This window comes from Amycolatopsis sp. NPDC023774 (genome assembly GCF_040639695.1).
GTDB lineage: Bacteria > Actinomycetota > Actinomycetes > Mycobacteriales > Pseudonocardiaceae > Amycolatopsis.
On record NZ_JBFAAJ010000005.1, the window covers coordinates 129,027 to 153,289 of the forward strand.

Consider the following 24,263-nt stretch of genomic DNA (forward strand, 5'->3'; position numbering starts at 1 on the left):
AACGGGCGCCGCTCACGAGCCCTGCTCCGGGCCCCGCTCAGTACCCGCGGTACGCGCCACCATGCGCCATCGCCGCGATGCCCGGCACGTTGCTCATCGAGCCGTACCGGTCGAGCGAATACCGCACGCCCGCGATGATGTTGTCGACCGGGTTGTAGATGTTGTCGTGCCCCGGGAGCTTGTGCGCTTGGAACGTCGAGTCGATGCACTGCATCAAGCCCTTGGAAGGGTGCCCGGCGGCCGCGTTGGAGTTGCCGGTGAGGAAGACGTGGTCGCCCTCACGCGCGGTCCAGGTGCCGAGCTCGGTCGTCACGCACCAGACGTCGGCGCGCCCGGCCGGCTCACGGCGCAGGAACGCCCCGCCGGCCACCGGGTCGTTCGCCCGCACGGCAGCCTCGCGACGCCACGTCTCGTGCTCACCCGTGCGGTCGGTGACCGACAGGCGCGCCTGGGCGCCGGAGAGGTAGACGGCCAGCGTGATCGCCTCGAGCACCTCGCCCGGCGCCTGGTAGATCGTCACCTTCGGCTTGGTGTACCCAGGCCGCAGGTGCCGCGTGCCCTCCGCGTCGGTCACGGCTTCGAGCCACGCTTCGCGCTGTGCGGTCGACATCGCCAGGACCTGCCGCACGGCTTCGGACTTCGGGTTTCCCGCGCGACGCAACAGGTCCTGCGCGTAGTCGTGGTCGATCAGGAACTGGTGCCGGGGCCCGCGGCCACCACGGTCGTCGACGCGAACGGCGTGCGGCACGCCGTCGAGCAGCTCGCGCAGCTTTCCGAGCATGTCCGGTTCGGACTGTGCAATGGAGACAGTCGGCCGGTGACGACGGGTCTCGACGTGGCCGTCGCCCGCGATCCAGCCGAGGATCGCCGCCTCGCGCACCGTCACGTCGAGCGCCGAATCTGTGTCGGCGGGCGCGGCGAGCAGGATCCGGTCACGACTGCCGACCTCGTCGGTCGTCACGAAGCGAACTTCGTCGGCGTGGACGTTGCGCTGGGCTTGGGGGACCACACCGTGGATCTCGCTGTGGTGCACAGCCACGCCATTCGCCGGCGCGGTGCTCGTGCGTGGCTTCCGGCCACACTCTGTCCCATCCCCGCCCGGCCCGGTGATCGGACCGTCCTTGGCGACCGCGACCCGCGGCAGGTTCAGCCAGCGGTGGTTCGGGGTGGTGGTCGCCGCCCAATGAGAGTTGGCCAGCGTGACCAGCGGCGCGTTCTCGTGGTGGACGACGCGCGTGACGCGGGTCCACTCGCTGCGCCGGGTCTGCGGGTTGTAGCCGATGGTCTCGTCGCCGACCTCGACGTCGTGGTGCTTCAGCAGCCCACGCCGCGTCAGGATGGCCGTGTCCAGCGGCACGCAGTCCCAGTTGTTGATCGCGTTGGGATTACCCCCCGATTCGTGCTGGATGATCGCCCAGATGTTCTTCACGTCGGCTTCCGTGACGTTCACGCCGTTGGCCTGCAGGATCTTGATGGCCTCGTCGATCCACTCCTGCACGTTGCCCGGCGGCGGGGACCCGGGCGGCCCGCCGCTGGGGCCGAGGCCGCCGCCCCCGCCGCCACCACCACCGCCGCCTCCTCCGCCGCCACCGTGGTGGGACGAGGTGTGAAGGCCGCCGGTGCTCTGGGGGACCGTGCCGTCCTTGCCGGGCAGGGGAACCTTGTCGTAACCGCCCTCGATCTGGGTCTTCATGAGTGTCTGCGACTGGCCGATCATGGTGTTGGCCTGGGTGAGCAGACCTTGCACCTCGCCGTCCCACTGCGTGGTGATGCCGTTGATCTGGGCCTTCGCCTTGGCCTTGATCTCGTCCGCACTGGGGCTGGGCGCGGGCTTCTTCTCGTCCGCGGCGGTCTTCGCGGCGGCTGCAGCGGCGTTCATGTCCTTCTGCGCCTGCTGGTTGACCGCGTTGACCGCTGCTTCGGCGCCCTGGAGCTTGTCGTGCGTGACCTTGGACTTGATGTCGGCGAGGTTTTTCGCGAGCGTCGTCAGGTCGTTCGCCACATCGCCCAGGTGCGCCTCGACCTTGGCGCCCGCGCTGCGGACCGTGCGCACGTAGTCGAAGAACTTGTCGGCCGCATCGCCGGACCAGACGCTGCTGTCGAGCGCCTTCGTGGTGTTGTCCAGCGCCTGCGAGTGGTCCGCCGCGTCGGTGGCGGCGCCGCGGAACTGGTCGGCCGCCTTGTTGATGGCGTCCACGTTGAGCTTGGCGACCTGGTCGACCTTGTCCGTGAACGCTTTCCAGTTGTCCGGAGTCCCGGCACCGACCCCATCCAAAGCCACTTGTCGCTCCCCCTGCTTTTCTTTTCTTTCCCGCGAGCCTGCTTTGTCCTATTTGCGGCAGTGCCTCAGTTGTCGACGTGGACCGTCAGGTCGCTCTTGCCGACCTCGTCCATTTCGGTCATCAAACCGGCGGCCTTACGCATCGCGGACGCGAGCGCGTCCATGTGCTGGCCCGCGGCGTCGAACTGGCTGTGCACACCGTTCTTGAACTCACCGACCGCACTGTGGGCGTCCTGCGAGCCGGGCATCCCGCCGAACGGGCTGTCCTTTTCGTGGTCCATGCCGGTGAGCTTTTCCTTGGACTTCTGGTATTCATCCTTCAGCTTCTCGACCTGCCGCGCCGCGATGGCCATCGAGTCGACGTCGTAGACAGCCACGGTCCGCTCTCCCCTTCACGAAAACCAACGTCCGACCGATCAGACGTGGGCATGACCAAGTCGGTTCCCGACCCACTTTAAGACCTCGGCCGCGCTCCCGGTACGGATCTTCGGCGAATCCACCCCGGCGTGCCGGGAGCGGTTCACAAAGCCGCCTGCAACTCCCGCACCCGCTCCACCAGCACCGCGTTGTCCGCCGGGGTGATGGTGGCCCACGTTTGGCCGTCGGGGTCGTCGGTGAGCTGGAAGAGATAGCGGCCCGCGTCGGTGTCGAAGAAGGCCGTGGGGTGGGGCGAGCGGCGGATGGTGCCGTCGCGGAGGGTGCGTTCGGCGGTGAACTGGCCGCGGGCTTCCTGGCCGAGCAGCATGCCGGCGAGCTCCTGGGCTTCCCACAGGGCGAGGCCACGGTCCTCCAGCGCCGTGACCAGGGATTTGGGTTCGCCGCCGGCTTCAGCGTCCGCGGCGACGAGGGTGGCGTGGGGCACCGAGACGCTCTGTCCGAGACCTGCGGAGAGGTCGCCGGCGACGGGGACGGCGGCTTCGGCCAGCGCGCCCTCGTCGGCGGGGATGAGCCAGACCTCGTCGCGGTCGACGACGGCGAGCACGGCCTGGCTGCCGCGGCTGACGGCGCGCCCGTGGATCTCGCGGTCGGCCCAGACCCAGACGTCGAGCGCGTACTGCGGGCGCGACAGCAGGTGCAGCTGGTCGAACAGCTCACCCGACGCGCGGCGCCCGCGGGCGAGGCGGCGGTGCGAAAGTCCCTCCCACGCCTGTTCGATCAACTCAGCGCGCTCGGAATGGGTGCGGCCGGGCGAGGGCACGCTGAGCGCGGCCGGGCGGCGGCCCAGCTCGAGCGACTCCCACAGGACGTCGAACTCGAGCGTCGAGAGCACGAGGTTCACGCGTCGTCGCCGATCACGTCGTCGGAGACCAGGCGGGGGTCGGTGAAGAGGTCCTTGTCGTCGACGCCGAAGCGGCGCACGTGGTCCGCGTCGTCCTCGTTCTGCGTGGCCGCGGGAGCGAGGAACTTCGCGTCGCCCGAGGGCTGCTTGGGCTCGATCTGCTCGGTCTTGCGCAGCGCGATCGCCTCTTCCTCCGGCAGCTCGCCCACCGGCAGCGGACGCACCGGTCCCTTCGACGGCGCACCACCGAAACCCCGGCCGGGCCGTTCGCGATCACCGGCCAGCGCGCCACCGGCCACGCCCGCGCCGAGCGCCGCGGCACCCGCGCCGAGCTCACCGGCCGACGCACCCGCCCGCGGCGGCGCGGCGGGACCGCCCACGCTCTCCTCCGGCACGACGGGTGACTGCGGACCGCTGCCGACCAGCCGCCCCCGGCTCAACGCCGGGTTGCCACCACCGGTCCCCCCGGCCGGACCGCGGCCGAGGACGGCGTCCAGCCCGGTCGACGAGCTACCCGGGGCAGCACCACCGGAACCCGGCCCGGGACCACCGGCAAAACCACGACCGGCACTGGGCCGGCCCTCGAAACCAGGACCAGGCCCGCCACCCCGAACCGGCGCACCGAACCCAGGCCGCCCAGGCACCTCCGGCTGACCGCCGCCCCGAGGCAGTTCCCAACCAGGCGGAGGCGGCGGCGTCGAAGGCCCGGAAACCGGCGGAGCAACAGGCGGCACCGGGCGCCCGGGAGCCGAAGCCGGCGCCGTGTACCGAGCCGACCCGCCCGAGCCGCCTGAACCGGCCGACCCACCAGCCCGCGGTGGCACCGCGATCCCATACGCCGGTGTCGGCGGATCCACCGCCACCAGGTTCGCCACCGGCTGCACCAGCGGCGGATCCACGTACTGCGACTCCACCGACGCCGAAGCCGGCCGCACACCACCGTCCGGCGTCACGTCGACCGCCGAACCCGCCAGGTCGAGGACGCTCTTGCGCCCGTCCGGCTGCGTCATCGACAGCGACTGCGGCTGGCTCAGCGGCTCCGACGACAGCAGATTCTCGCCGCTCTGCTGCGCGTACGCGTTCAACGCCTCGAGCGCCTGGCTTCGCGCGTTCTGCGCGGCATCGACCGCCGACGCGTGGTCGGTCTCGAAGCCGATGAGGCTCAGCACGGAATCGCCGAGCGTGTAGCCGCCGGCGCCCTTCATCAGCGTGGCCGGGTCGGGCAGCTTGAACTTGGTGCGGTTGAAGGCCTCGCCCTGCGCGAAGAGCAGCTCGGCGGTGTTCGACACCTTCCGCATGGCGTCCTGAGAGAACCCGGCCTGGTCGGTGAACACCTGCCCGGCGGCGCCGCCCGCCTGGCTCTGCCACTCCACGCCGAGCTGCGTCAGCTGCGTACGCAGCGCCTGGTCGGTCTCGGCGAGCGCGGTCGCGACGGCCTTCAACGCCTCGACGGCCGTGCCGATGCTGCCGATGCCGTCGCCGTCGGAGAACTTCCGGATCTCGTCCGCGAGGGACGTGTCCGTCCAGCCGTCGAAGCGCTGGTCGCGGATCTTGCCCGCGAGGTCGGCGATCTCCACGCGCCCTCCTAAGTCCGTGTCTTGAGGTACTGCAGCGCCAGGTCGGCCGCCTGCGTCGCCTGGTGGCACAGCTGCTGCTGGGTGAACGCGCCCGCGGTGACCGCAAACGCTTGCGCCGCCAGCGTCTGGCCTTTCGCGACGCCGACGAGCACCTCGCAGTCCGAAGGCGTGCCGGCCGCGCGGTAGTTCGTGAGCGCCGGGTAGCCCTCGACCGAGAACGGCGCCGTGGTCATGCTGTTCTTCCGCCGCGCGCCGGTGAGCCACTCCTGCAGGTCGGCGGTCACCGTGCGCAGGTGGTACGCGTGGAACGGCTCGGCCTTGTCCGCGTCGAACACGCAGGTAGGCCCGTCCTGCGGATCGGCGGCCTTGCGCGGCACGGCGTTGACCTGCAGCTCGTCGAGCTGCGCCTGGCCCAGCAGATCGCACGGGTCCACGCCGGTGAGCGAAAGGTCGGCCGGGCGCGGCGGCAGCTGCGAAGCCTTCGCGGCCTGCGAAGCCGAGCTCACCGCGGTCTGCACCGGCAACGCCGTGCCGGCATCGCCGGACGAGCACCCGGTGACACCGAGCGCGAGCACCGCGACCGCGCTGAAAGACAGGGCGCTAGTGGATGCCGTGCGCACCACGGTCCCCGAACGCCGCGGCCTTGTCGTCCTCACTCGTCTGGTACGTCTGCGCCGCGCCCCGCAGCTGCTCGCCCAGGCGCCGCAGGTTGGCGACGTACGCCCGCGCTTCAGCGGCGTAGGAGTGATCACCTTCCGCGACGATCATGTTCCACGCCGCCACGGAGTTCACGCTCACCGCGTCGGCCGAGGGCGCGTCGATGCGCAGCTCGCCCAGGCGCGTGAGCAGCTTGTCCTCGAGCGCGTTGGCCTGCTCGTCGACGGCCTTCGCCACGTCCAGCAGCTTCTCCGGCGCCACGATGAGGTCCGCGACGCCGGGCGCGGCCGGGACGGACGACGCCAGGTCGGACAGCGGACTGCTTTCCGCCATAACGCTCCCCCTCGGTGATGTCTACGGACAGTGACCGTTCGGCCCCGCTACGAGGCTACCAACCGTCGGGTGATCGGGAGGTGGAAACTCAGGCGTTCACCGGCATGGTGATGTCGCCGTTGGCCGCCTTGAGCGCGATGTCGGTGCGGTGGTGCGAGCCCGCGAGGTGCACGCGCTCAACCGTCTCGTACGCGTGCTTGCGCGCCGACTTGAGCGATTTGCCCGTGCCGACCACGGACAACACGCGCCCGCCCGCCGACACCACGGCGCCGTCCTCCCGCCGCCGCGTGCCCGCGTGGAGCACGCCTTCGAGTTCGCCGCCGGTGATCACGTCGCCGGTGCGCGGCTTGCCGGGGTAGCCGTCGGCCGCGATCACGACCGTCACGGCCGCGCCGCCCGACCACTCCAGCGGCGGCTGCTTCGCGAGCTTGCCGGTGGCCGTCGCGTGCATGAGGCCGGCCAGCGGCGTGCGCAGCAGCGCCAGCACGACCTGGGTCTCCGGGTCGCCGAAGCGGCAGTTGAACTCGATCACCTGCGGGCCCTCGGACGTCAGCGCGAGGCCGGCGTAGAGCAGGCCGGAGAAGGTGGCGCCGCGCGCGTCGAGCTCGTCGACCACGGGCTGCACGATGCTGGCGACCACGTCGTCCACCAGGTCTTCCGGGGCCCACGGCAGCGGGGCGTACGCGCCCATGCCGCCGGTGTTCGGGCCCGCGTCGTCGTCGCCCACGCGCTTGAAGTCCTGCGCGGGCAGCAACGGGACCACGGTGCGGCCGTCGACGAAGCAGAACAGCGAGGCCTCCGGTCCGTCCAAAAAGGACTCCAGGAGGACGGGGTGACCACCGTCGAGGAGCATCAGGGCATGCTTGCGCGCGACCTCGACGTCCTGCGTGACGACCACACCCTTGCCGGCCGCGAGGCCGTCGTCCTTCACGACCCAGGTGGGGCCGAAGCGCTGCAGCGCGGCGTCGAGGCGTGCCGGGGTGTCCACGACCTCGCTGCGCGCGGTCGGGACGTTCGCCGCGGCCATCACGTCCTTGGCGAACGCCTTCGAGCCCTCGATGCGCGCGGCGGCGGCCGACGGTCCGAAGCAGGCGATGCCCGCCTTCCGCACCGCGTCGGCAACGCCCGCGACCAGCGGAACCTCGGGGCCGACCACCACGAGGTCGGCCTTCCATTCGCTCGCCAGGGCAGCGACCGCTTCGGGATCAGCCGGTTCGACACCCATCTGCTCGGCGACCGCGGCCGTCCCGGCGTTGCCGGGCGCGCAGGCGAGGGCGGTGACGGCGGGATCGCCGGACACCGCGAGGACGAGTGCATGCTCCCGGGCGCCGGACCCGATTACCAGTACGCGCACGTCGAACAGCCTAACGGGCGCTGCTCCTCGTGGACATTTCGCCGTCCGTCAGCCCTGTCCGCGGTGCTGTCCGGAAGCGGAGTCCATGCACCGTTTACCGGCTTGTCAGCCTCTTGTCCGTCCTGTGCCGCCCGCCCGACGCTTGCAGCCGTGAGGGTGGCGCGGTAGTCGTGGCGCAAAACCGTCGTAAAGGACGGATGCCCGGTAGAGAGAGGTCCCTCCATGAAGCGCAAACGCGTGGGTGTGCTCGCCCTGTCCGGTCTCGCCCTGCTCGGGGTCGCGAGCCTGGCCATCGGTCCCGCCACTGCGGCTCCGCAGGCGGTGCAGGGTGCGGCGGCGCACGGACCCGGGCACGATGACCCCGTGATCGTCGGACACCGGGGCGCGCCCGGCTACCGCCCGGAGCACACGCTCGCCTCCTACGAGCTGGCGTTCCGCATGGGCGTGGACTTCGTCGACGTCGACCTCGTGCCGACCAAGGACGGCCGGCTCGTCGCACGGCACGAGCCGGAGATCGGCGGCACGACCGACGTGGCGGACCACGAGGAGTTCGCCTCACGCAAGACCACCAAGGTCATCGACGGCGTCACGATGACCGGCTGGTTCACCGAGGACTTCACGCTCGCGGAACTCAAGACGCTGCGCGCGAAGGAGCGGATCCCGGAGAACCGCCCGAACAACCAGCTGTACAACGGCCGCTTCCAGATCGCGACGTACCAGGAGGTCATCGACCTCACGCGGCGACTCGGCAAGGAGCTGCACCGCACGCTGGGGACCTACCCCGAGGTGAAGCACTCGACGTACTTCTCCTCCATCGGCAATCCGACCGAGCCGAAGCTCGTCGCGTTCCTCGACCGCAACGGCCTCAACCGCTCCGACGCGCCAGTGATCATCCAGTCGTTCGAGGTGGCGAACCTCAAGGAACTGCACAAGCAGGTGCGGGTGCCGCTGCTGCAGCTGACCGAGGCCACCGGCGCCCCGGCCGACTTCGTGGCCGCCGGCGACAAGCGCACGTACGCCGACATCGTGACGCCGGCGGGGCTGCGTGAGGTCGCGAAGTACGCGAAGTACCTCGGCCCGGACAAGGCGCAGGTCATCCCGCGTGACGCTTCGGACAACCTGGGCAAGCCGACCTCGCTGGTTGCCGACGCGCATCGCGTTGGCCTGAAGGTGCAGCCGTACACCTTCCGCAACGAGAACCCGTTCCTGCCGGCGAACCTGCGATCGTCGGCCGACCCGACGGCGTTCGGCAACGTGTTCGCGGAGGAGGCGGCGTTCTTCAAGGCCGGTGTCGACGGCTTCTTCGCCGACCAGGCGGACACGGCGCTGGAGTCGCTGCACGATTTCCTGGGTCGCTGATTTTCCTTTGCAGTAAGGCTTTTTGCAGGCCCGTTCACCCGATGGTGGACGGGCCTGCTGTTTTTGTCGGTGCGGGTTCCTAGTGTTGTCGGCATGGTTCTCGGGCAGGAGATCGACCGACTGGCGCGCGACACCGGGTTTTCCGGGGTCGTGTCCGTCAGCCGTCGTGATGAATCGGTGCTCGCGCGTGCGTACGGCTTGGCGCACCGCGGGTACGGCGTACCGAACACAGTGGACACACGGTTCGCGATCGCCAGTGGCACCAAGGGTTTGACCGCCCTGGTGGTGGTTCGGCTCATCGTCGAGGGCTTACTGACCTTGAGCACACGGGTGTGCTCTCTGCTGGGGGCTGACCTGCCGTTGATCGACGACGAGGTGACGGTGGAGCACCTGTTGGCCCACCGGTCGGGCATCGGCGACTACTTCGACGAGGACGCGGAGCCACCGGCGCAACCGCAGTCGTTCACGTCGGCGGCGGCGTATTTGCCCGCACTGGACGGGTTCCCGCAACGGTTTCCGCCGGACTCGCGGTTCGAGTACAGCAACGGCGGGTTCGCGGTGCTGGCCCTGCTGGCCGAACGGGCCGCCGGTGAACCATTCGCCGACCTGGTGCGCTCGCGCGTGACCGAGCCGGCCGGCATGGCCCACACCGGCTTCCCGCGCTCGGACGCGCTACCCGGCGGCACTGCCACCGGCTATCTGGAAGACGGCCGTACCAACGTCTTCAGCCTGCCCGTAGTGGGCAGCGGAGACGGCGGGAGCTATTCCACGACAGGCGATTTCGCGGCATTCTGGCGCGCGCTCCACACCGGGCGGATCGTCCCGGCGGAGTGGGTCGCCCGCATGATCGCGTCCGAAGCCCGGAGACCGCCACCCGCGAACAGCTCCGCTACGGCCTCGGCTTCTGGCTCCCTTCCGACGACACCACGGTGATGCTGGAGGGCTACGACTACGGCGTCTCGTTCCGCAGCGTGTCGAGGCCGTCCGACGGACTGGTGTTCACGGTTGTTTCCAACACCTCTGAAGGTGCGTGGCCGCTGAGCCGGTGGCTCGGAGGGGAGTTGCTGAGGTAGCGATCCCGGGCCCGGGTGGACCAGGCCGGTGGTCCTCGCCGGGGTTCTTGACGGATCCTTGACACCCGCAGACGCGCCGGGCTAGCTTCTCCGGAACTTCAAAGGTCTGTCCACATACCTTTCAGGTGGGTGCCCGATGGATGTCTCCGACCAGCAGACCGCCGAACCCGACCGACACGACGAGGACAGCGCCCGGCTGCACGCGCTGGGGTATGCGCAGGAGCTCAAGCGCACGATGTCGTCGTTCTCGAACTTCGCGGTGTCGTTCACGATCATCTCGATCCTGTCCGGATGCCTGACGCTGTACGGCTTCGGCATGGAGACCGGCGGTCCCGTGGCGATGATCTGGGGGTGGCCGCTCGTCGGCCTCTTCGTGATCCTCGTGGGGCTCGGCATGGCGGAGGTGTGCTCCAGCTACCCGACGGCGGGTGGTCTGTACTACTGGGCGGCGAAACTCGCCACGCGCAACGGGCCCGCGTGGTCGTGGTTCACCGGGTGGTTCAACCTGATCGGCCAGATCGCCGTGACGGCGGGCATCGACTTCGGGGCGGCGCTGTTCCTGAACGCGTTCCTCGACCTGCAGTGGGCTACTCCGCGACGCCGGGGCACACGATCCTGTTGCTGGCGATCATCCTCGTCGTGCACGGGGCGTTGAACACGTTCGGCGTGCGCGTGGTGGCGATCCTCAACAGCGTGAGCGTGTGGTGGCACTTGATCGGGGTGCTGGTGATCGTCGGTGTGCTCGTGTTCGTGCCGGCGCAGCACCAGGATGCGTCGTTCGTGTTCGGGCACTTCGCCAACGAGACGGGCTGGAGCTCGTCGGTGTACGTGTTCGCGCTCGGGTTGCTGCTGGCGCAGTACACGCTGACCGGCTACGACGCCTCGGCGCACATGACGGAGGAAACCAAGAACGCCGCGAAGGCCGGGCCGCGCGGGATCATCAACTCGATCCTGGTGTCGCTCGTCGCGGGGTGGGTGCTGCTGATCGGGCTCACGTTCGCCATCCAGGACTACGACGGCGCGGTCAACTCGGCCACGGGCGTGCCGCCGGCGCAGATCTTCATCGACGCCACCGGTGCGGTCACGGGCAAGTTCCTGCTGCTGATCTGCATCGGCGCGCAGCTGTTCTGCGGCATGGCCTCGGTGACGGCGAACTCGCGGATGATCTACGCGTTCGCCCGCGACGGCGCCATTCCCGGCTCGAATATCTGGCACCGCATCAACAAACGCACGCAGACGCCCACCAACGCCGTGTGGCTCGCGGCCGGCGCCGCGCTGATCCTGGCGCTGCCGTACCTGTGGAGCGCCACGGCGTACGCGGCGGTCACGTCGATCGCGACCGTCGGGCTGTACGTGGCCTACGTGATCCCGGTCTTCCTGCGGGTCCGGCGCGGCGACAGCTTCGAGAAGGGGCCGTGGAACCTCGGGCGCTGGGGCAAGCCGATCGGCATCGTCGCGACGGCGTGGGTCGTGGTGATCTTCGTGCTGTTCATGCTGCCGCAGGGCTCTCCCATCACGGCCGACTCGTTCAACTACACGCCGATCGCGTTCCTGATCGTGCTCGGCGGCGCGGCGCTGTGGTGGGTCGTGTCAGCGCGCAAGTGGTTCCCCGCCCGAAGGTGCAGGGATCCACGGCAGAACTGGAAGCCGTCGAACGGGAGCTCAAAGAACTGGGATAGACCCGGGATCAACCCGGAGGCGGAGGTGGCGGGCGGCGAGCCTGGTGAGGATCGGGGCGGTGGAACCGGACCGAACAGCCGCATTCGCGCTCGCCGCCGTAAGCCTCAGCGCCCGCACCGTCGCACCCGCCGCCGCGGCCACCCCGACCGTGCCCTGGGGGACTTGCCCCGTCCCGACTCCCGACGCGTCGAACAACACCGTCCAGCGCGACCCGCGCCAGCAGTGCGCCACGCTGACCGTCCCGCGGTCCGGCGGGTCCGGACTGGGCCAGCCGAGCGTGCAGTCGACCACCGCCGTCGGGAAACACCTGCTGAGCCAGTACGACCTCATCGGCTTCGACGACCGCGGCATCGACAATTCCACTCCGGCCCTCTGTGGACTGCCCGACACCGACCGCGCCGCCACCCTCGCCGACCCGTACCCGGCGCCCGACGGCGACATCAGCGCCAACGTCGCCGACGCCCGCCACGTCGCCGACACCTGCGCGAAGAACGTCGGCGACTACCTGCCGTACCTCGACCCAAAGCGTCGCCCAGGACATGGACCGCATCCGCCAAGCCTTGGGCGCGCGGCAACTGAACTACTGCGGCGCTTCCTACGGCACCTCACGCGGCGCCGTCTACGCGTCGATGTTCCCGCCGAACACCGGCAAGATCGTGCTCGACAGCAGCACCCCGCCGGAAGGCGTCACGGCCGTGATCCGGCTGACGGGCGAGGGCGTGGAAACGGCGTTTCCAGCGTCTGCCACCTGGGCCGCGGACCACGACAGCACAACGCCGTGCGGAAGGAGCGCCAGGCCCACCCGCTCACCAACGGCATGCCCGCCACTGGTGCTCCAGAACCACGCCGGCCCCTCCACCGCCTACTCCGGTGCCCTGCCGGTGCGCGCCGCCCTCGGCCGCCGCGCCGAGCTGACCACGATCGACGGCGCCCGCCACGGCGTGGACCTCACCCACGCGTGCACCGCGGGCCGGCTCACCGATTTCCTCTGCGAAGATCACCTGCCCGGGCGCGACACGGCTTGCCCGTAACCCGTCGTCCGAGATCAACCTGGGTGAAGATGCGGACATGGAGACCCTCACGCTGGTCGGAGTTCTCGCCGGCTCGCTCGGCCTGACCGCGCTCGCCCGGCGCTACCACGTGTCGGCGCCGCTGCTGATCGTCGTGGTCGCGCTGGGGGTCGCGCTGATCCCCGGCGTGCCACGCATCGAGCTCGAACCGGAGCTGATCCTCACGGTGGTGCTGCCGCCGCTGCTCTACTCGACGTCACTCGACAGCTCGCTCACGCACTTCCGCGCCAACCTGCGCCCGATCATCGGGCTGGGGGTGGTGCTGGTGGTGGTGACGGCCGTGGTCGTCGCGTTCGTGGTGCACCTGCTGCTGCCCGATCTGCCGTGGGCGTCGGCGCTGGTGCTCGGGGCCGTCGTGGCGCCGCCCGACGCCGTGACGGCTGTGGCGATTGGGCACAAGCTCGGCCTGCCGCGCGGGGTCATGACGGTGCTGACCGGCGAAAGCCTGGTCAACGACGCCGCCGCGCTCACGCTGTACAAGGTCGCGCTCGCCGCCGTCGCGGGCACGGCCGGGTCGATCGGCCACGGCCTGGGCGTGTTCGCGGTGGCGACGGTGCTCGGCATTGCCACCGGCCTCGTCGCCGGGTTCGTGGTGGTGTTCATCCGCTCGCGGCTCGACGACCCGCTGCTGGAGTCGGCGTTCGGGATCATCGTGCCGTTCGCGGCCTACGTCACGGCCGAGCACCTGCACCCCTTCGGCGCCGAGTTCAGCGGCTCGGGGGTGCTCGCCGTGGTCACGGCCGGCCTCTACCTCGGCCAACGGTCGCTGCGCGCGTCCCCGGCCACGCGCATGCAGGACCGGTCCGTGTGGACGTCGATCGACGTGCTGCTCGAAGCGCTGGTGTTCGCGTTGATGGGCCTGCAGCTGCCCTTCGTGCTCGACGGCGCCGACCGCGCGGCCCGCGACAACGGCACGCTCGCGATCGTCGCCATCGCCGTGTTGCTGGTCACGATGGCCGTGCGGATCCCCGCCGTGTTCCTGTCGAGCTACCTGCCGAGAACGCTGCGGCTGTTCGGCCGCACGCGAGACTCGGCTTCGTGGCAAGCGCTGGCGGTGGTGTCGTGGACGGGGATGCGCGGCGTGGTCACGCTCGCCGCGGCTTCGGCCGTGCCGTTCGGGACACCGGGGCGCCCGGAGATCCAGCTGTTCGCGTTCACGGTCGCCGTCGGCACGGTGCTGGTCCAGGGCCTCACGTTGCCGCCGCTGATCCGCTGGCTCAAGGTGCAGGACCCGGCCGAGGCCGCGCGCGACCAGGCCGAGGAGCTGGCCGCGAGGGAAGTCGCGCAGCAGGCGGCACACGCGCGGCTGAAGGAGATCACGCAGGCGGCGATGTCCAAGGCAGATCTGCCGCCGGACCGCATGAAGCGGCTGGAAGAACGCCTGGAGCGGCTCGTCGACACCCGCTACCGCTTCGCGCGTGCCGCGATCACGCTGGCCGGCGAAGAGCGCAGCACCAGCCCGCAGGCCAAGTTCGCGCAGACCCGGCGTGAGCTGCTGATCACGCAGCGCGCGGCGATGATCGCGGAGAACCGCGCCGGGCGCCTCGACGACGAAGTGCTGCGCAAGGTCCTCGTCGAGCTGGATCTGGAGAGCTCTCCGCCACCAGCACCCTCACCAACCGGATGGGCATGGGCTGACGGGCGTTCGGTCGGGAACGCCCGTCAGCTCAGTGAAGACCTCAGACGAACTCGTGCCGCACGATCGTCTGCTCGCGACCCGGGCCCACCCCGATCGCCGAGACGCGCGCGCCCGAGAGCTCCTCGAGACGCTCCACATAGGACCGAGCGTTGGCCGGCAGCTCGTCGAACGTCCGGCAGCTCGAGATGTCCTCGAACCAGCCCGGCAGCTCTTCGTACACCGGCACGGCGTGGTGCACGTCGGTCTGCGTCATCGGCATGTCGTGAGTGCGGCGGCCGTCCACGTCGTAGCCGACGCACACCGGCACCTTCTCCAGCCCCGACAGCACGTCGAGCTTGGTGAGGAAGTAGTCGGTGATGCCGTTGACGCGCACGGCGTAGCGGGCGATCACGGCGTCGAACCAGCCGGTGCGCCTCGAACGGCCCGTGGTCACGCCGAACTCGCCGCCCTGCTTGCGCAGGTACTCGCCGGCCTCGTCGTCGAGCTCCGTCGGGAACGGGCCCGAGCCGACGCGCGTGGTGTAGGCCTTCAGGATGCCCAGCACGGTGGTGATGCGGCCCGGGCCGATTCCCGAACCCGCGCTCGCGCCGCCCGACGTCGGGTTCGACGACGTGACGAACGGGTACGTGCCGTGGTCCACGTCGAGCAGCGTGCCCTGCGAACCCTCCAGCAGCACCGTTTCGCCCCGCTCGAGAGCCTGGTTGAGCTGCAGGCGCGTGTCGGCGATGCGGTGCGCGAACTTCTCGCCCGCCGCGAGCACCTCGTCGGCGACCTGGTTGGCGTCGAGCGCCTTGCGGTTGTAGACCTTCACCAGAACCTGGTTCTTGAACTCACACGCCGCTTCGACCTTCTGGCGGAAGATCTTCTCGTCGAGCAGGTCCTGCACGCGGACGCCGACGCGGGCGATCTTGTCCTGGTAGCACGGCCCGATGCCCCGGCCGGTGGTGCCGATCTTGCGGCTGCCCAGGTAGCGCTCGGTGACTTTGTCGATCGCCACGTGGTACGGCATGATCAAGTGCGCGTCGGCCGAGATCCGCAGCCCGCTCGTGTCGACGCCGCGTTCCTCCAGGCCCGCGAGCTCGGCGAGCAGCACGCCCGGGTCGACCACCACACCGTTGCCGATGACGTTGGTCACGCCCGGCGTCAGGATCCCGGACGGGATGAGGTGGAGGGCGAAGTTCTCGCCGTTGGGAAGGACGACGGTGTGGCCGGCGTTGTTGCCGCCCTGGTACCGGACGACCCATTGCACGCGGTCACCGAGCAGGTCGGTCGCCTTGCCCTTGCCTTCGTCCCCCCACTGGGCACCGATCAGCACGATCGCCGGCATGTGACACTCCAGGTGTTCGGCAACAGGGAAAGTGTCCCGATGGGACACGGGGTGGCGCTGGGAAATGCCGGTGCATGACTGTAACGGAGGACGTGGGCGTGCGCGGAATCGTGGTGGCCTGCGGTGATGATCCGCACTCGTTCACGGGCGTCCGTGACGTCTCCATCGTCCGCGTCTCGGCGCTTCCGGGCAAGGCGGAAATCGATCCCTTGCTGGGGAAACACGAGCGCGTGATCGTCGCGGGGACCGACGCGGACCTCGCGGCGGTGCTCGTGCGATTGCTGCGTACCGATCGGGTGTCGGGCGTGTCGGTCGGGTTCGTGCCGTCCGAGTCCGGTTCGGCCGTCGCGGCGCTCTGGGGACTGCCCACGGACCCCGTCAAGGCCCTCGAGATCGCCCTCGACGCTTCGGCCTCGAAAGTGCCCCTCGTGCGCGACGACACCGGTGGGATCCTGGCCGGCCGCGCCACTCTGCGTAATGTCCAGGGCCAGGCGTACTGCGACGAGCACCTGGCCTTCGACGGTGCCGCGGCCGCCGTGGAGGTGTCCTCGGACGAACACGGCCTGGTCGCGCGGGTGACGCGCGGAAAGCTCGTGAAGCGCACCGCGGCGTTCCACGGCCGGGCGTTCCAGCTCGGCTGCCTGCCGACCACCTCGCTCGTGAGCGACGGCGTCGCGCACCCGCGCGAGGTCACCAAACGGACCTGGTACCGCCACACCGAGGACCTGCGTCTGATCCGCCCGTGACCGGTTTCATCCGATAGTTCTGCGCCAGGTGGCCTAACAGCACTTTCTGTTCACTGAAGGTCTGTTACATGTCACCCGTAAGTGTTGTGTGTGCCACTTCCGTGGTCGAAGGTGAATTCGTCCCACACTCGACCCGGAGGCAGAAATATGCCCACAGTGCGTAGCGTCCGAAACTCCTTAACTGTCCTCGTCGGCGTGACGCTGCTCGGCGGCACGATGGTCGGCATCGCCGACGCCACCCCACCCGGCATCCCGTCGGCCGCGACGGCTGAGAGCGAGCTCGCCGGCCTCACCGTGAAGGCCGACGGATCGCTGACCGGTTACAGCCGTGACAAGTTCCCGCACTGGATCCAGCAGGGGGACAACTGCGACACCCGTGAGGTCGTGCTCAAGCGCGACGGCACGAACGTCGTCACCAACTCCAGCTGCACGGCCACCTCGGGCAGGTGGGTATCGCCCTACGACGGCGCGACCTGGACCGCGGCGTCCGATGTGGACATCGACCACGTCGTGCCGCTGGCCGACGCGTGGCGCACCGGTGCTTCGTCGTGGACCACGGCGCAGCGCCAGGCCTACGCCAACGACCTGTCCGACCCGCAGCTGATCGCCGTGACGGACAACGTCAACCAGGCGAAGGGCGACAAGTCGCCGGATCAGTGGAAGCCGCCATCCACGGGCTACTGGTGCACCTACGCCCGCATGTGGGTCGCGGTGAAGTCGAAGTTCAAGCTCACCGTGAACACCGCCGAGAAGTCCGCGCTGACGGACATGCTCGGCCGCTGCTGACGTGGTCCACGCGGGCCGGGATCGGTTCTGGGGTCTGGGGTTCGACGGCCGATCACCCCGGTCCCGCCCGCGCGGAACCCTACGGCCGCGCGTACGCCTCGCCGCTCGGCCTCACACAGCACGACGCGGGCGTCACCGACGTCCTTGTCGGCGCGATCCACCTCGACTCCGGCGGGGACGACGACCGCCGTCGGCCGCGAAGTTCAACCAGATGTGGCAGGACCTCGGCACTTTGCGCGCCCAGGGCATCCACGCCCTGGCGTTCTTCGGCGGCGCGGCGCAGGGCAGTTTTCCGCGGCGCGGAGAACCTGGGCCACCGCCCACAAGCGACAATCGCGCGTGACTCGGTCCGTTTCGCCATCGTCGCTGTGGGTGCGGCGCCGAGTGTGGGGTCAGTCGCAGCACATCGGTTCTGAGCGCTCAGACCGCCACTCGAGTCCGCCGGCTAGCCAAGCGGCCGGCCCGCGGCTCGCTCCAGCCAAGCGACGATGTGCGCCACGTAGCTGTCGACATTGGTCAAGGGCCGGCCGTTGAGTACGGCCACCAAGTGCTCGACGCCGAACACCGCATCCCAGACCTCGGCGCGCCGGTAGGTCTCGGTGTCGACGGCTGCGCGGACGTTTCGCCAGCCGTGCCAGGCCATGCAGGCGGCGTCGATCGCCGGGTCGAACGGCATGGCCAGGTCCCAGTCGAGGACACCGACCAGCTTGCCGTTCTCGGACCAGTGGACGTTCTCGCCGCCCAGATCGGCGTGCACGAGCGAGTCCGCAGCCGGTTCGAGAGCCAGCGCCCGGTCGAGGCGCCGTCGGCCTTCGTCTCGCCACTTCCGGGGCAGGCGTGGGATGACGTCTTGGGCCAGCACGTCCGCCCACCACCGCCCGCCCTCGGTCGGGGCGGCCAGCGCAGTCCGCAGCTCGGGAGTGAGAGGCACTTCGCGCAAAGCGGCAAGAACCTCGCCGATCTTCGCTGGATCCCCTTCGCCCTCCGGCAGTCCGGCACCGTCGAGCCAGGACACGGCGACGGCCGCGCGATCGCCGAACATCGCCACCGGTGTCAGGGGTTCGGGTACCGCGAACGGCAGCCCGGCGCTTGCGATCACCCGGAGCAACTCCGTTCGGCGCGGTAGAGCCTCCGCACCCGACGGGCGTCGACTGATCCGCACAGCAGCGACACCGGGAAGCAGAACGACGTGATGGATGTTGCCGTGACCGGCCAGGCGCGCGGAGCCGAGGTCGACGCCCGGCATGAGCGCCTCGACGATCTCGAGCAGGTCGGCAGGTACCTGGTCATTCACGCCCTGAGTCTCTTCCTTCGGCACTTCATTCGACGGCAACAACTCTCAACACTGCAGAAGCAACCTGATCAATCGACGGAAGTTCTTCCTGGTCCTTGACACCAGCACCCCTCAGGCCTGTAATCGGTGTCACGACATCGAAATAGGAGACCAAGTGCGCAGGGCCGAGCAGCTCCGCTACCTCATCCTCGCGGCGCAGCGCGAGGGCAACCGCCGGCTGACCGGGCGGCTGGGGGAGATCGGGGTGACACCCGCACAGTCGGAGGTGTTGCGGATCCTCGCGGGGCACGGGCCGATGGCGTTGCGGGAGCTCGGGGAGATGCTCGTGTGCGACAGCGGCACGAGTCCGAGCCGGATCGTGGACAGGCTGGTGGGGGCGGGGCTCGTGGAGCGGACCGTGAGTGAGCAGGACCGGCGGCAGGTGCGGTTGGCGCTCACCGAAGACGGGCGCGCCAAGGCCGAGCGCGTCGCCGAGATCGAGGATCAGCTGTACGACCAGCTTGACGGAGCAGCCCAAGGAACCGACGTCGAGGCGTTTGTCGAGCTCCTCACGAAGTTTACCCACGAATCACCGGCAGGGCGAGCATGGGCGAACCGCCTTGCTGCCGAAGGAAGGCGGAAGAAATGAGGTTCGAGTTGACCCTGACAATCGACGCGCCACCACAAGAGGTATCGGTAGACGAACGGTGTCGGGCCGCTGAGTGACGTGAACGTGACGGCTCGTTCGGGGGTGAGGTCGGTTATGGCCACCTCGTTTCGGGCAGGACCTCCGGGCGGGTTCCGGTGGACCTCTTAGCGGATCCCGATCCCGGTGTTTCCTCCTAGCCGGTTGACCCGCTGCACAGTTGCTGAGTACCACTGCGGCATGGTCGTGAAATCGGTCCCCTGGCCGAAAAGCTGTTCAACCGCGGCGTGCAGGACAACCTCGGTACCCTCGCCGAAATCCTGCAGAAACAACTCACCAGCCGGCCAGGTCCAAGATCTGAAAAGCAATCCGCGACTGCAGCAGACAATCCAACGCACCCGGATCCTGCCCGATCAGCTTCCCGATCTTCCCCAGCCGGTACCGGATCGTGTTCTCGTGCACGCCCAGCTCCGCCGCCGTGCCCTGAACCCGGCCCTCGGCGGCGACAAAAGCGCGCCACGTCTCCAGCAGCGACGAGTCCGCCTCCCGCAACGGCCGGATCGTCTCGTGCGCGAACTGCACGGCCTCCTTGACCCGGCCGCTGGACGCGACGAGCCGGAACAGCCCCAGTTCAGTCACCGTCACCACGCCACCGGACCAGCCGAACGACGTGGCCAGTTCGTCGATCTCCCGCAATTCCCTGTGGGCCAGGGGGAAATCCTCTGGAGTACGGCACACACCGGAGATCACCGCGGTCCGCACCCGCAAGCGAGGACCGACAGCCAGCCGCACCTCGTCGACCGCGGCGCGCAAGTCCCGCGGTTCCGAACCTTCCGGAAGGGACAGCAACGCCACCACCGCGCCCGGCAAACTCACCGCGGCAGGTTCGGACACCGACAAAACCGCGGCCAGCGAACGGATCACCAGCTTCCGCCCCACCGAAACGCTCACGTTCTGGCTCGCGTTGTCCAGCGCGAACCGCACCAGCACGTGCGGCTGAGCCAGGTTCACCCCGAACTGCGGCCCCCTCCGCGCCAGCTGCTCGGCGTCGCGGGTGCGGTGCAGCAGATCGGAAAGAAAGTCCTCCCGCGCCTGCCCTTCGGCCTCCGCCTGGCGTCGTTCGGACAGCACTTGCAACGACAGCACCGTCGCCCCGTGTTCGGCGAGCTTCGTGTCCAGCTCCTCCAGCCCGCGCCCGACCTCGACGATTCCGAGGTACCCGCTCGGCTGGCCCTCGATGATCAGGCGGCACATCAAGTGCCGGCGTCCGACCCACACGGCGGGCGTCGGCGGCACGATCGTCGACGGGCAGCTCGCGCTGAGTGACGCCAGCGCCTGCTTCACCGACGGCAGCTCCCGGATCCGCGCAGCCAGCTCCGGCGGCTGCGCCATCTTCAACCCCGCAGGTGCGGACCACGCCAGCACCTGGAAATCCTCGTTGTAGAGCACCACGGGCTTCGCCGAGAGCTCACCCAGCAGCGTCACCACGGTCTGGATGCTCGCTCCGTCGAGCACGGCGTTGGTCAGCTTCTGGTGCACGTCCGCGAGGTACGCCAGGGTGTTCTTCTGCCGCACGACCTCGGCGGCCTTGTTCTTCAGGTGCGCGTTCAGCATCGCTTGCCGCAGGAACAACGCGCCCAGCCGCGCGAACAGCTCCGCGAGCGCCACGTCTTCGTCGGCGTACACGTGGTCCTTCTGCACGTTGTCGACGAAGATCAGGCCGATCACCTTGCCGTCGAACACGAGCGGCACGCCGAGCATCGCGCGCACGTGCCAGTGCTCCATGGTGCGGCGGTGCGGGCGCGGATCGCGCGGCACGTCGGAGATGAGCACGGGCGCGGCCGACTCGATGACCTCACGGCTGAACCGGTCGCCCTGGATGCCGGCCTCCTGCGCCTGCACGGCGGCCGAGATGTCGCCCTCGCTCTCGCAGTAGCCGGCGGCGCCGCGGAACCGGCCGTCGCCGTCACGCAGGTACACGGAACAGCGCGTGACACCCAGCAGGTGGCACAGCTGCTTGCCGAGCAGTCCCAGCAGGTCTTCGAGCCGCGTGGTGGTGATGGCTTCGGTCGTGATCTCGCTGAACGCGGCGATGACCTCTCGCTCACGGTGCGCCGGGTCCACGGGGCGCGCCAGGGACCGAACCGAAGCATCGCGCATGGGATCCGCCTTCACCGGTGAACTCGGACTCCTCGAGGGTGCCTCACCTCACCCGCTCCCGTCCATGCCCGAAGCGAGTACGCCCAGGTCATGACCCATTCGCTCCTGCTTGGTCCGCAGGTAACGCACGTTGTGCGGCGTCTGCGTGACGGGCAGGCGCACCCGTCCGACGATGTCGAGCGCGTAGCCCTCGAGCCCGCCGTACTTGGCCGGGTTGTTCGTGATGAGCCGCATCCGGCGAACGCCGAGGTCGGTCAGGATCCGGGCGCCGATGCCGTAGCTGCGCGAATCGACCGGCAGCCCCTGCGCGAGGTTGGCCTCGACGGTGTCCAGACCCTGCTCCTGCAGCGCGTACGCGTGGATCTTGTGCGCGAGCCCGATCCCGCGACCCTCGTGGCCCCGCAGGTAGATCACCGCCCCGGCGCCCTCGTCGGCGATCGCCCGCAGCGCGTACTCCAGCTGCGCGCCGCAGTCGCACCGCAGCGAGCCCAGGATGTCGCCGGTGAGGCATTCGCTGTGCACCCTGACCAGGGCACCAGCAGACGACTGCCCGGCCGCCGCGACGTCGCCCCGCACCAACGCGAGGTGCTCCGTGCCGTCGAGCACGGACCGGTACGCGACCGCCCGGAAGTCGCCGAACGCCGTCGGCATGGCCGCGCTCGCCACCGGCTCCACCAGGCGTTCCGTCGCCCCGCGGTAGCGCACGAGGTCGGCGATCCGCAGCAACGGCAGGTCGTGCCGCAGCGCGAACTCCTCCACCGCGGCACCCCGCAGCATCGACCCGTCCTCGGCCACGAGCTCACTGATCACGCCGACGTCCCCCGCGCCGGCCATCGCCAGCAGGTCGACGGCCGCTTCCGTGTGCCCGGCCCGCACGAGCACGCCGCCCGCACGCGCCCGCAGCGGGAACACGTGGCCGGGCCGGCGCAGCTCACCGGGCTTGGTGGCGGGGTCCGCCAGCGCCCGCACGGTCGTGGTCCGGTCCGCGGCCGACACACCCGTGCCACTCGTCAGGTGGTCGACGCTCACCGTGAACGCGGTGCCGTGCGCGTCGGTGTTGTCCGCGACCATCTGCCGCAGCCGCAACGCGTCCGCGCGCTCGCCGGTCATCGGCGCGCAGACGATCCCCGTGGTGTGCCGGACGAGAAACGCCATCTGCGCAGCGGTCATCGTCCGCGCGGCACCGACGAGGTCTCCTTCGTTCTCGCGGTCGGCGTCATCGACGACCACGACCAGCCGGCCCTGCGCCAACGCCGCGACGGCGTGCTGCACCTGCTCTCCGCGCACCATCAGCCGTCCGTCCGCGCGTGGGTGCCGAACGTGCGCGCGTGGTAGGTCAACGGCGCCAGCGGCCGCGAGTCCGCCGCTTCCACCAGGCCGAGTGCGACCACGTGGTCACCACCTTCGATGAACTTCTCGACTGTGCACGCCACCCAGCCGGACGAGCCCGCGAGCCGCGGCAGGTCGTCCTCGAGCTCCCAGGTGACGCCGTCGAACTTGGCCATTCCCTTGCGGGCGAAGCGTTTCGCGAGCTCCGCCTGGCCGCTCTCGAGCACGTTGAGCCCGAAGCGCCCGCCGCGCCGCACCACCGCGAGGAGGTCGGACGTACGGTCGAGCGACACGAGCACCATCGGCGGATCCATCGAGAGCGACGCGAACGCGCTCACCGTCGTGCCGTGCGGCCGCGTGCCGTCGAGGGCGGTCACCACCGAAACCGGCGTGCACACGCCCGACATCACTTCACGGAACTGCTCGACGAATGCCGGTCTGGTCACGGTTTCCATCCGGCTCCTGCCCGTATGCCCGAAGGTCCGATGCGTGCCGTGACCCGGGCGGAACCCGGGCCACGGCCCGGCCTCACACCCCCGCGGGCGCGCGTGAGGACATCTTGTGCAGCTGCGGCACCACCTTCTCGCCGAACAGCCGCATGCTCGCCTCCGCCTTGTCCAGCGGCAGGCCGCCGAAGCAGAACGCGGCGTTGGCCATCAGCTCGCCACCCTGCTCGCGCCGAGCGGCGTACTTCTCCACGATCTCCTCCGGCGTGCCCCAGATGTTCGCGTCGACGTACGCGCTCGCCGCGGTTTCCATGCCCGCCTCGCGGATCATGTCGGCGCCGGCCTGGTAGGCCTCGTAGCCCTTCGTCTCCCGCCAGTGCGAGCCGGCGAAGTCGTAGTGCTTGATCACCGACAGGAAGTAGCGGGAGATGTGCTCGTGCGCGACGCGCTTCGCCTCTTCGGGGTCTTCGTGGCAGTACACGAAGTCCTGGATCAGCGGGGCGCCTGGCTCCGTGCCGTGCTTCTCGCGGTGCAGGCCACGCCAGCGGTCGATCGCCTCGAGGTGCTGCGCGAAGTCGTACTGCATGAATGTCATCATCTGCGCGCCCAGCTCCGCGACGGCCGGGATCGAGTCGGGCGACATCGCGACGCCGAAGATCCGGCCTTCCCACGAGTGCCCGGCCAGTCCGGGGCGGACGGTGACGCGCGGCTGCTTGTAGTACTTGCCGTCGTTCTCGACATACCCGTTCTGCAACCCGCGGATGATCATCGCCGCGGCCTCGTCGAAGCGCTCGCGCGACTCGTTCATGTCGACGCGGAAGCCCTCGTACTCCATCTTCGCCAGGCCGCGGCCCATGCCGAGGAGCAGCCGCCCGTTCGACATGTGGTCGAGCATGATGGCCTTCTCCACCACGCGAAGCGGGTCGTTCCAGGGCAGGATGACCGCGCCCGTGCCGAGCTTGATCTTCGAGGTGCGCCCGGCCAGGTAGGCCATGATCTGAAGGTTGTCCGGGCACATCGAGTAGTCGTCGAAGTGGTGCTCGGCCGACCAGACGGAGTCGAAGCCGTACTGCTCGCCCAGCACGCCCATCTCGAGCTCGCGCGTGAAGACCTCGTGGTCGCTGACGTCCTCGAACCAGTTCTGGAAGACCAGCAGCATTCCGACGTCCATGGGTGGTTCTCCTTCTTCGTGGGGGTGGTCGGTGTTCTCCGTCTACGGGTGGGTCGCCCTGGTTCGTTTCCGACGCT

Annotated in this window: 18 protein-coding genes and 4 pseudogenes; 8 read left to right on the forward strand and 14 right to left on the reverse strand. The window is 69.6% G+C overall.

Annotated features, from left to right (window positions below; genetic code table 11):
* Window positions 1–37 precede the first annotated feature (37 nt).
* From AB0F91_RS15415 to purD, 8 genes and pseudogenes are all read right to left on the reverse strand, one after another.
* Window positions 38–253, reverse strand: a pseudogene (locus AB0F91_RS15415) (transglycosylase SLT domain-containing protein); the annotation flags it as partial.
* A gap of 420 nt (window positions 254–673) precedes the next feature.
* Window positions 674–2,281, reverse strand: a pseudogene (locus tag AB0F91_RS15420) (WXG100 family type VII secretion target); the annotation flags it as partial.
* Between the two features lie 65 nt (window positions 2,282–2,346).
* Window positions 2,347–2,658, reverse strand: coding sequence for a hypothetical protein (locus AB0F91_RS15425; protein WP_360598049.1), 312 nt, complete (start codon window positions 2,656–2,658; stop codon window positions 2,347–2,349).
* A 143-nt stretch (window positions 2,659–2,801) separates the two neighbouring features.
* Entirely contained in the window at window positions 2,802–3,560 is a 759-nt protein-coding gene (locus AB0F91_RS15430; RefSeq protein ID WP_360598050.1) for an ESX secretion-associated protein EspG, read from the reverse strand.
* Complete coding sequence (locus tag AB0F91_RS15435) at window positions 3,557–5,137, reverse strand: hypothetical protein (protein ID WP_360598052.1); 1,581 nt, start codon at window positions 5,135–5,137, stop codon at window positions 3,557–3,559. The genes AB0F91_RS15430 and AB0F91_RS15435 overlap by 4 nt, the downstream gene beginning before the upstream one ends.
* Before the next feature lie 8 nt (window positions 5,138–5,145).
* Window positions 5,146–5,757: a DUF3558 domain-containing protein gene (locus AB0F91_RS15440; protein WP_360598053.1), complete on the reverse strand. Its 612-nt coding sequence runs from the start codon at window positions 5,755–5,757 to the stop codon at window positions 5,146–5,148.
* Window positions 5,738–6,127: a PE domain-containing protein gene (locus AB0F91_RS15445; protein ID WP_360598055.1), complete on the reverse strand. Its 390-nt coding sequence runs from the start codon at window positions 6,125–6,127 to the stop codon at window positions 5,738–5,740. Before AB0F91_RS15445 ends, AB0F91_RS15440 begins: the two co-directional genes overlap by 20 nt.
* A gap of 88 nt (window positions 6,128–6,215) precedes the next feature.
* Entirely contained in the window at window positions 6,216–7,481 is a 1,266-nt protein-coding gene (gene purD / locus AB0F91_RS15450) for a phosphoribosylamine--glycine ligase (RefSeq protein ID WP_360598057.1), read from the reverse strand.
* 222 nt (window positions 7,482–7,703) lie between these two features.
* On the opposite strand from purD, the gene AB0F91_RS15455 reads away from it, so the two are divergent.
* From AB0F91_RS15455 to AB0F91_RS15475, 5 genes and pseudogenes are all read left to right on the forward strand, one after another.
* Window positions 7,704–8,840: a glycerophosphodiester phosphodiesterase gene (locus tag AB0F91_RS15455; protein WP_360598059.1), complete on the forward strand. Its 1,137-nt coding sequence runs from the start codon at window positions 7,704–7,706 to the stop codon at window positions 8,838–8,840.
* A gap of 93 nt (window positions 8,841–8,933) precedes the next feature.
* Window positions 8,934–9,773, forward strand: a complete 840-nt coding sequence (locus AB0F91_RS15460; RefSeq protein ID WP_360598061.1) for a serine hydrolase domain-containing protein — start codon at window positions 8,934–8,936, stop codon at window positions 9,771–9,773.
* Between the two features lie 276 nt (window positions 9,774–10,049).
* A pseudogene (locus tag AB0F91_RS15465) lies at window positions 10,050–11,592 on the forward strand (amino acid permease).
* 540 nt (window positions 11,593–12,132) lie between these two features.
* A complete protein-coding gene (locus AB0F91_RS15470; protein ID WP_360598062.1) occupies window positions 12,133–12,624 on the forward strand; it encodes an alpha/beta hydrolase in 492 nt (163 codons plus the stop codon).
* Window positions 12,625–12,661: 37 nt separating this feature from the next.
* Window positions 12,662–14,197, forward strand: a pseudogene (locus tag AB0F91_RS15475) (sodium:proton antiporter); the annotation flags it as partial.
* A gap of 145 nt (window positions 14,198–14,342) precedes the next feature.
* On the opposite strand, the gene AB0F91_RS15480 reads toward AB0F91_RS15475, so the two are convergent.
* The gene (locus AB0F91_RS15480; protein ID WP_360598064.1) at window positions 14,343–15,629 is read right to left on the reverse strand and encodes an adenylosuccinate synthase; all 1,287 of its coding nucleotides are present in this window, start codon (window positions 15,627–15,629) and stop codon (window positions 14,343–14,345) included.
* Between the two features lie 74 nt (window positions 15,630–15,703).
* Here AB0F91_RS15480 and AB0F91_RS15485 point away from each other — a divergent pair, with 74 nt between their 5' ends.
* Both AB0F91_RS15485 and AB0F91_RS15490 read left to right on the forward strand, forming a co-directional pair.
* Entirely contained in the window at window positions 15,704–16,375 is a 672-nt protein-coding gene (locus tag AB0F91_RS15485) for a hypothetical protein (RefSeq protein WP_360598065.1), read from the forward strand.
* 147 nt (window positions 16,376–16,522) lie between these two features.
* The gene (locus AB0F91_RS15490) at window positions 16,523–17,161 is read left to right on the forward strand and encodes an HNH endonuclease family protein (RefSeq protein ID WP_360598067.1); all 639 of its coding nucleotides are present in this window, start codon (window positions 16,523–16,525) and stop codon (window positions 17,159–17,161) included.
* Window positions 17,162–17,606: 445 nt separating this feature from the next.
* Here AB0F91_RS15490 and AB0F91_RS15495 read toward each other — a convergent pair whose 3' ends face one another.
* Window positions 17,607–18,455, reverse strand: coding sequence for a phosphotransferase (locus tag AB0F91_RS15495; protein WP_360598068.1), 849 nt, complete (start codon window positions 18,453–18,455; stop codon window positions 17,607–17,609).
* A 154-nt stretch (window positions 18,456–18,609) separates the two neighbouring features.
* Between AB0F91_RS15495 and AB0F91_RS15500 the strand changes: the two genes are divergently transcribed.
* Window positions 18,610–19,083, forward strand: a complete 474-nt coding sequence (locus tag AB0F91_RS15500) for a MarR family transcriptional regulator (protein ID WP_360598070.1) — start codon at window positions 18,610–18,612, stop codon at window positions 19,081–19,083.
* A 330-nt stretch (window positions 19,084–19,413) separates the two neighbouring features.
* Here AB0F91_RS15500 and AB0F91_RS15505 read toward each other — a convergent pair whose 3' ends face one another.
* The 4 genes from AB0F91_RS15505 to AB0F91_RS15520 form a co-directional block, all read right to left on the reverse strand.
* Window positions 19,414–21,240: a GAF domain-containing protein gene (locus tag AB0F91_RS15505; protein WP_360598072.1), complete on the reverse strand. Its 1,827-nt coding sequence runs from the start codon at window positions 21,238–21,240 to the stop codon at window positions 19,414–19,416.
* Between the two features lie 48 nt (window positions 21,241–21,288).
* The gene (locus tag AB0F91_RS15510; protein ID WP_360598074.1) at window positions 21,289–22,530 is read right to left on the reverse strand and encodes a bifunctional 3,4-dihydroxy-2-butanone-4-phosphate synthase/GTP cyclohydrolase II; all 1,242 of its coding nucleotides are present in this window, start codon (window positions 22,528–22,530) and stop codon (window positions 21,289–21,291) included.
* Window positions 22,530–23,015, reverse strand: a complete 486-nt coding sequence (locus AB0F91_RS15515) for a flavin reductase family protein (RefSeq protein ID WP_360598076.1) — start codon at window positions 23,013–23,015, stop codon at window positions 22,530–22,532. The genes AB0F91_RS15510 and AB0F91_RS15515 overlap by 1 nt, the downstream gene beginning before the upstream one ends.
* Window positions 23,016–23,097: 82 nt before the next feature.
* Window positions 23,098–24,186 carry an LLM class flavin-dependent oxidoreductase gene (locus AB0F91_RS15520; RefSeq protein ID WP_360598078.1) on the reverse strand — a complete coding sequence of 363 codons (1,089 nt, stop codon included), beginning with the start codon at window positions 24,184–24,186 and terminating at the stop codon, window positions 23,098–23,100.
* Window positions 24,187–24,263: the final 77 nt, after the last annotated feature.

What these genes read in the sequence shown, in the direction of transcription:
- AB0F91_RS15445 (WP_360598055.1), bottom strand. Translation starts at nt 6,127, where the DNA reads ATGGCGGAAAGCAGTCCGCTGTCCGACCTGGCGTCGTCCGTCCCGGCC.
- AB0F91_RS15455 (WP_360598059.1), top strand. Translation starts at nt 7,704, where the DNA reads ATGAAGCGCAAACGCGTGGGTGTGCTCGCCCTGTCCGGTCTCGCCCTG.
- AB0F91_RS15460 (WP_360598061.1), top strand. Translation starts at nt 8,934, where the DNA reads ATGGTTCTCGGGCAGGAGATCGACCGACTGGCGCGCGACACCGGGTTT.
- AB0F91_RS15470 (WP_360598062.1), top strand. Translation starts at nt 12,133, where the DNA reads ATGGACCGCATCCGCCAAGCCTTGGGCGCGCGGCAACTGAACTACTGC.
- AB0F91_RS15480 (WP_360598064.1), bottom strand. Translation starts at nt 15,629, where the DNA reads ATGCCGGCGATCGTGCTGATCGGTGCCCAGTGGGGGGACGAAGGCAAG.
- AB0F91_RS15485 (WP_360598065.1), top strand. Translation starts at nt 15,704, where the DNA reads ATGACTGTAACGGAGGACGTGGGCGTGCGCGGAATCGTGGTGGCCTGC.
- AB0F91_RS15490 (WP_360598067.1), top strand. Translation starts at nt 16,523, where the DNA reads ATGCCCACAGTGCGTAGCGTCCGAAACTCCTTAACTGTCCTCGTCGGC.
- AB0F91_RS15505 (WP_360598072.1), bottom strand. Translation starts at nt 21,240, where the DNA reads ATGCGCGATGCTTCGGTTCGGTCCCTGGCGCGCCCCGTGGACCCGGCG.
- AB0F91_RS15510 (WP_360598074.1), bottom strand. Translation starts at nt 22,530, where the DNA reads ATGGTGCGCGGAGAGCAGGTGCAGCACGCCGTCGCGGCGTTGGCGCAG.
- AB0F91_RS15520 (WP_360598078.1), bottom strand. Translation starts at nt 24,186, where the DNA reads ATGGACGTCGGAATGCTGCTGGTCTTCCAGAACTGGTTCGAGGACGTC.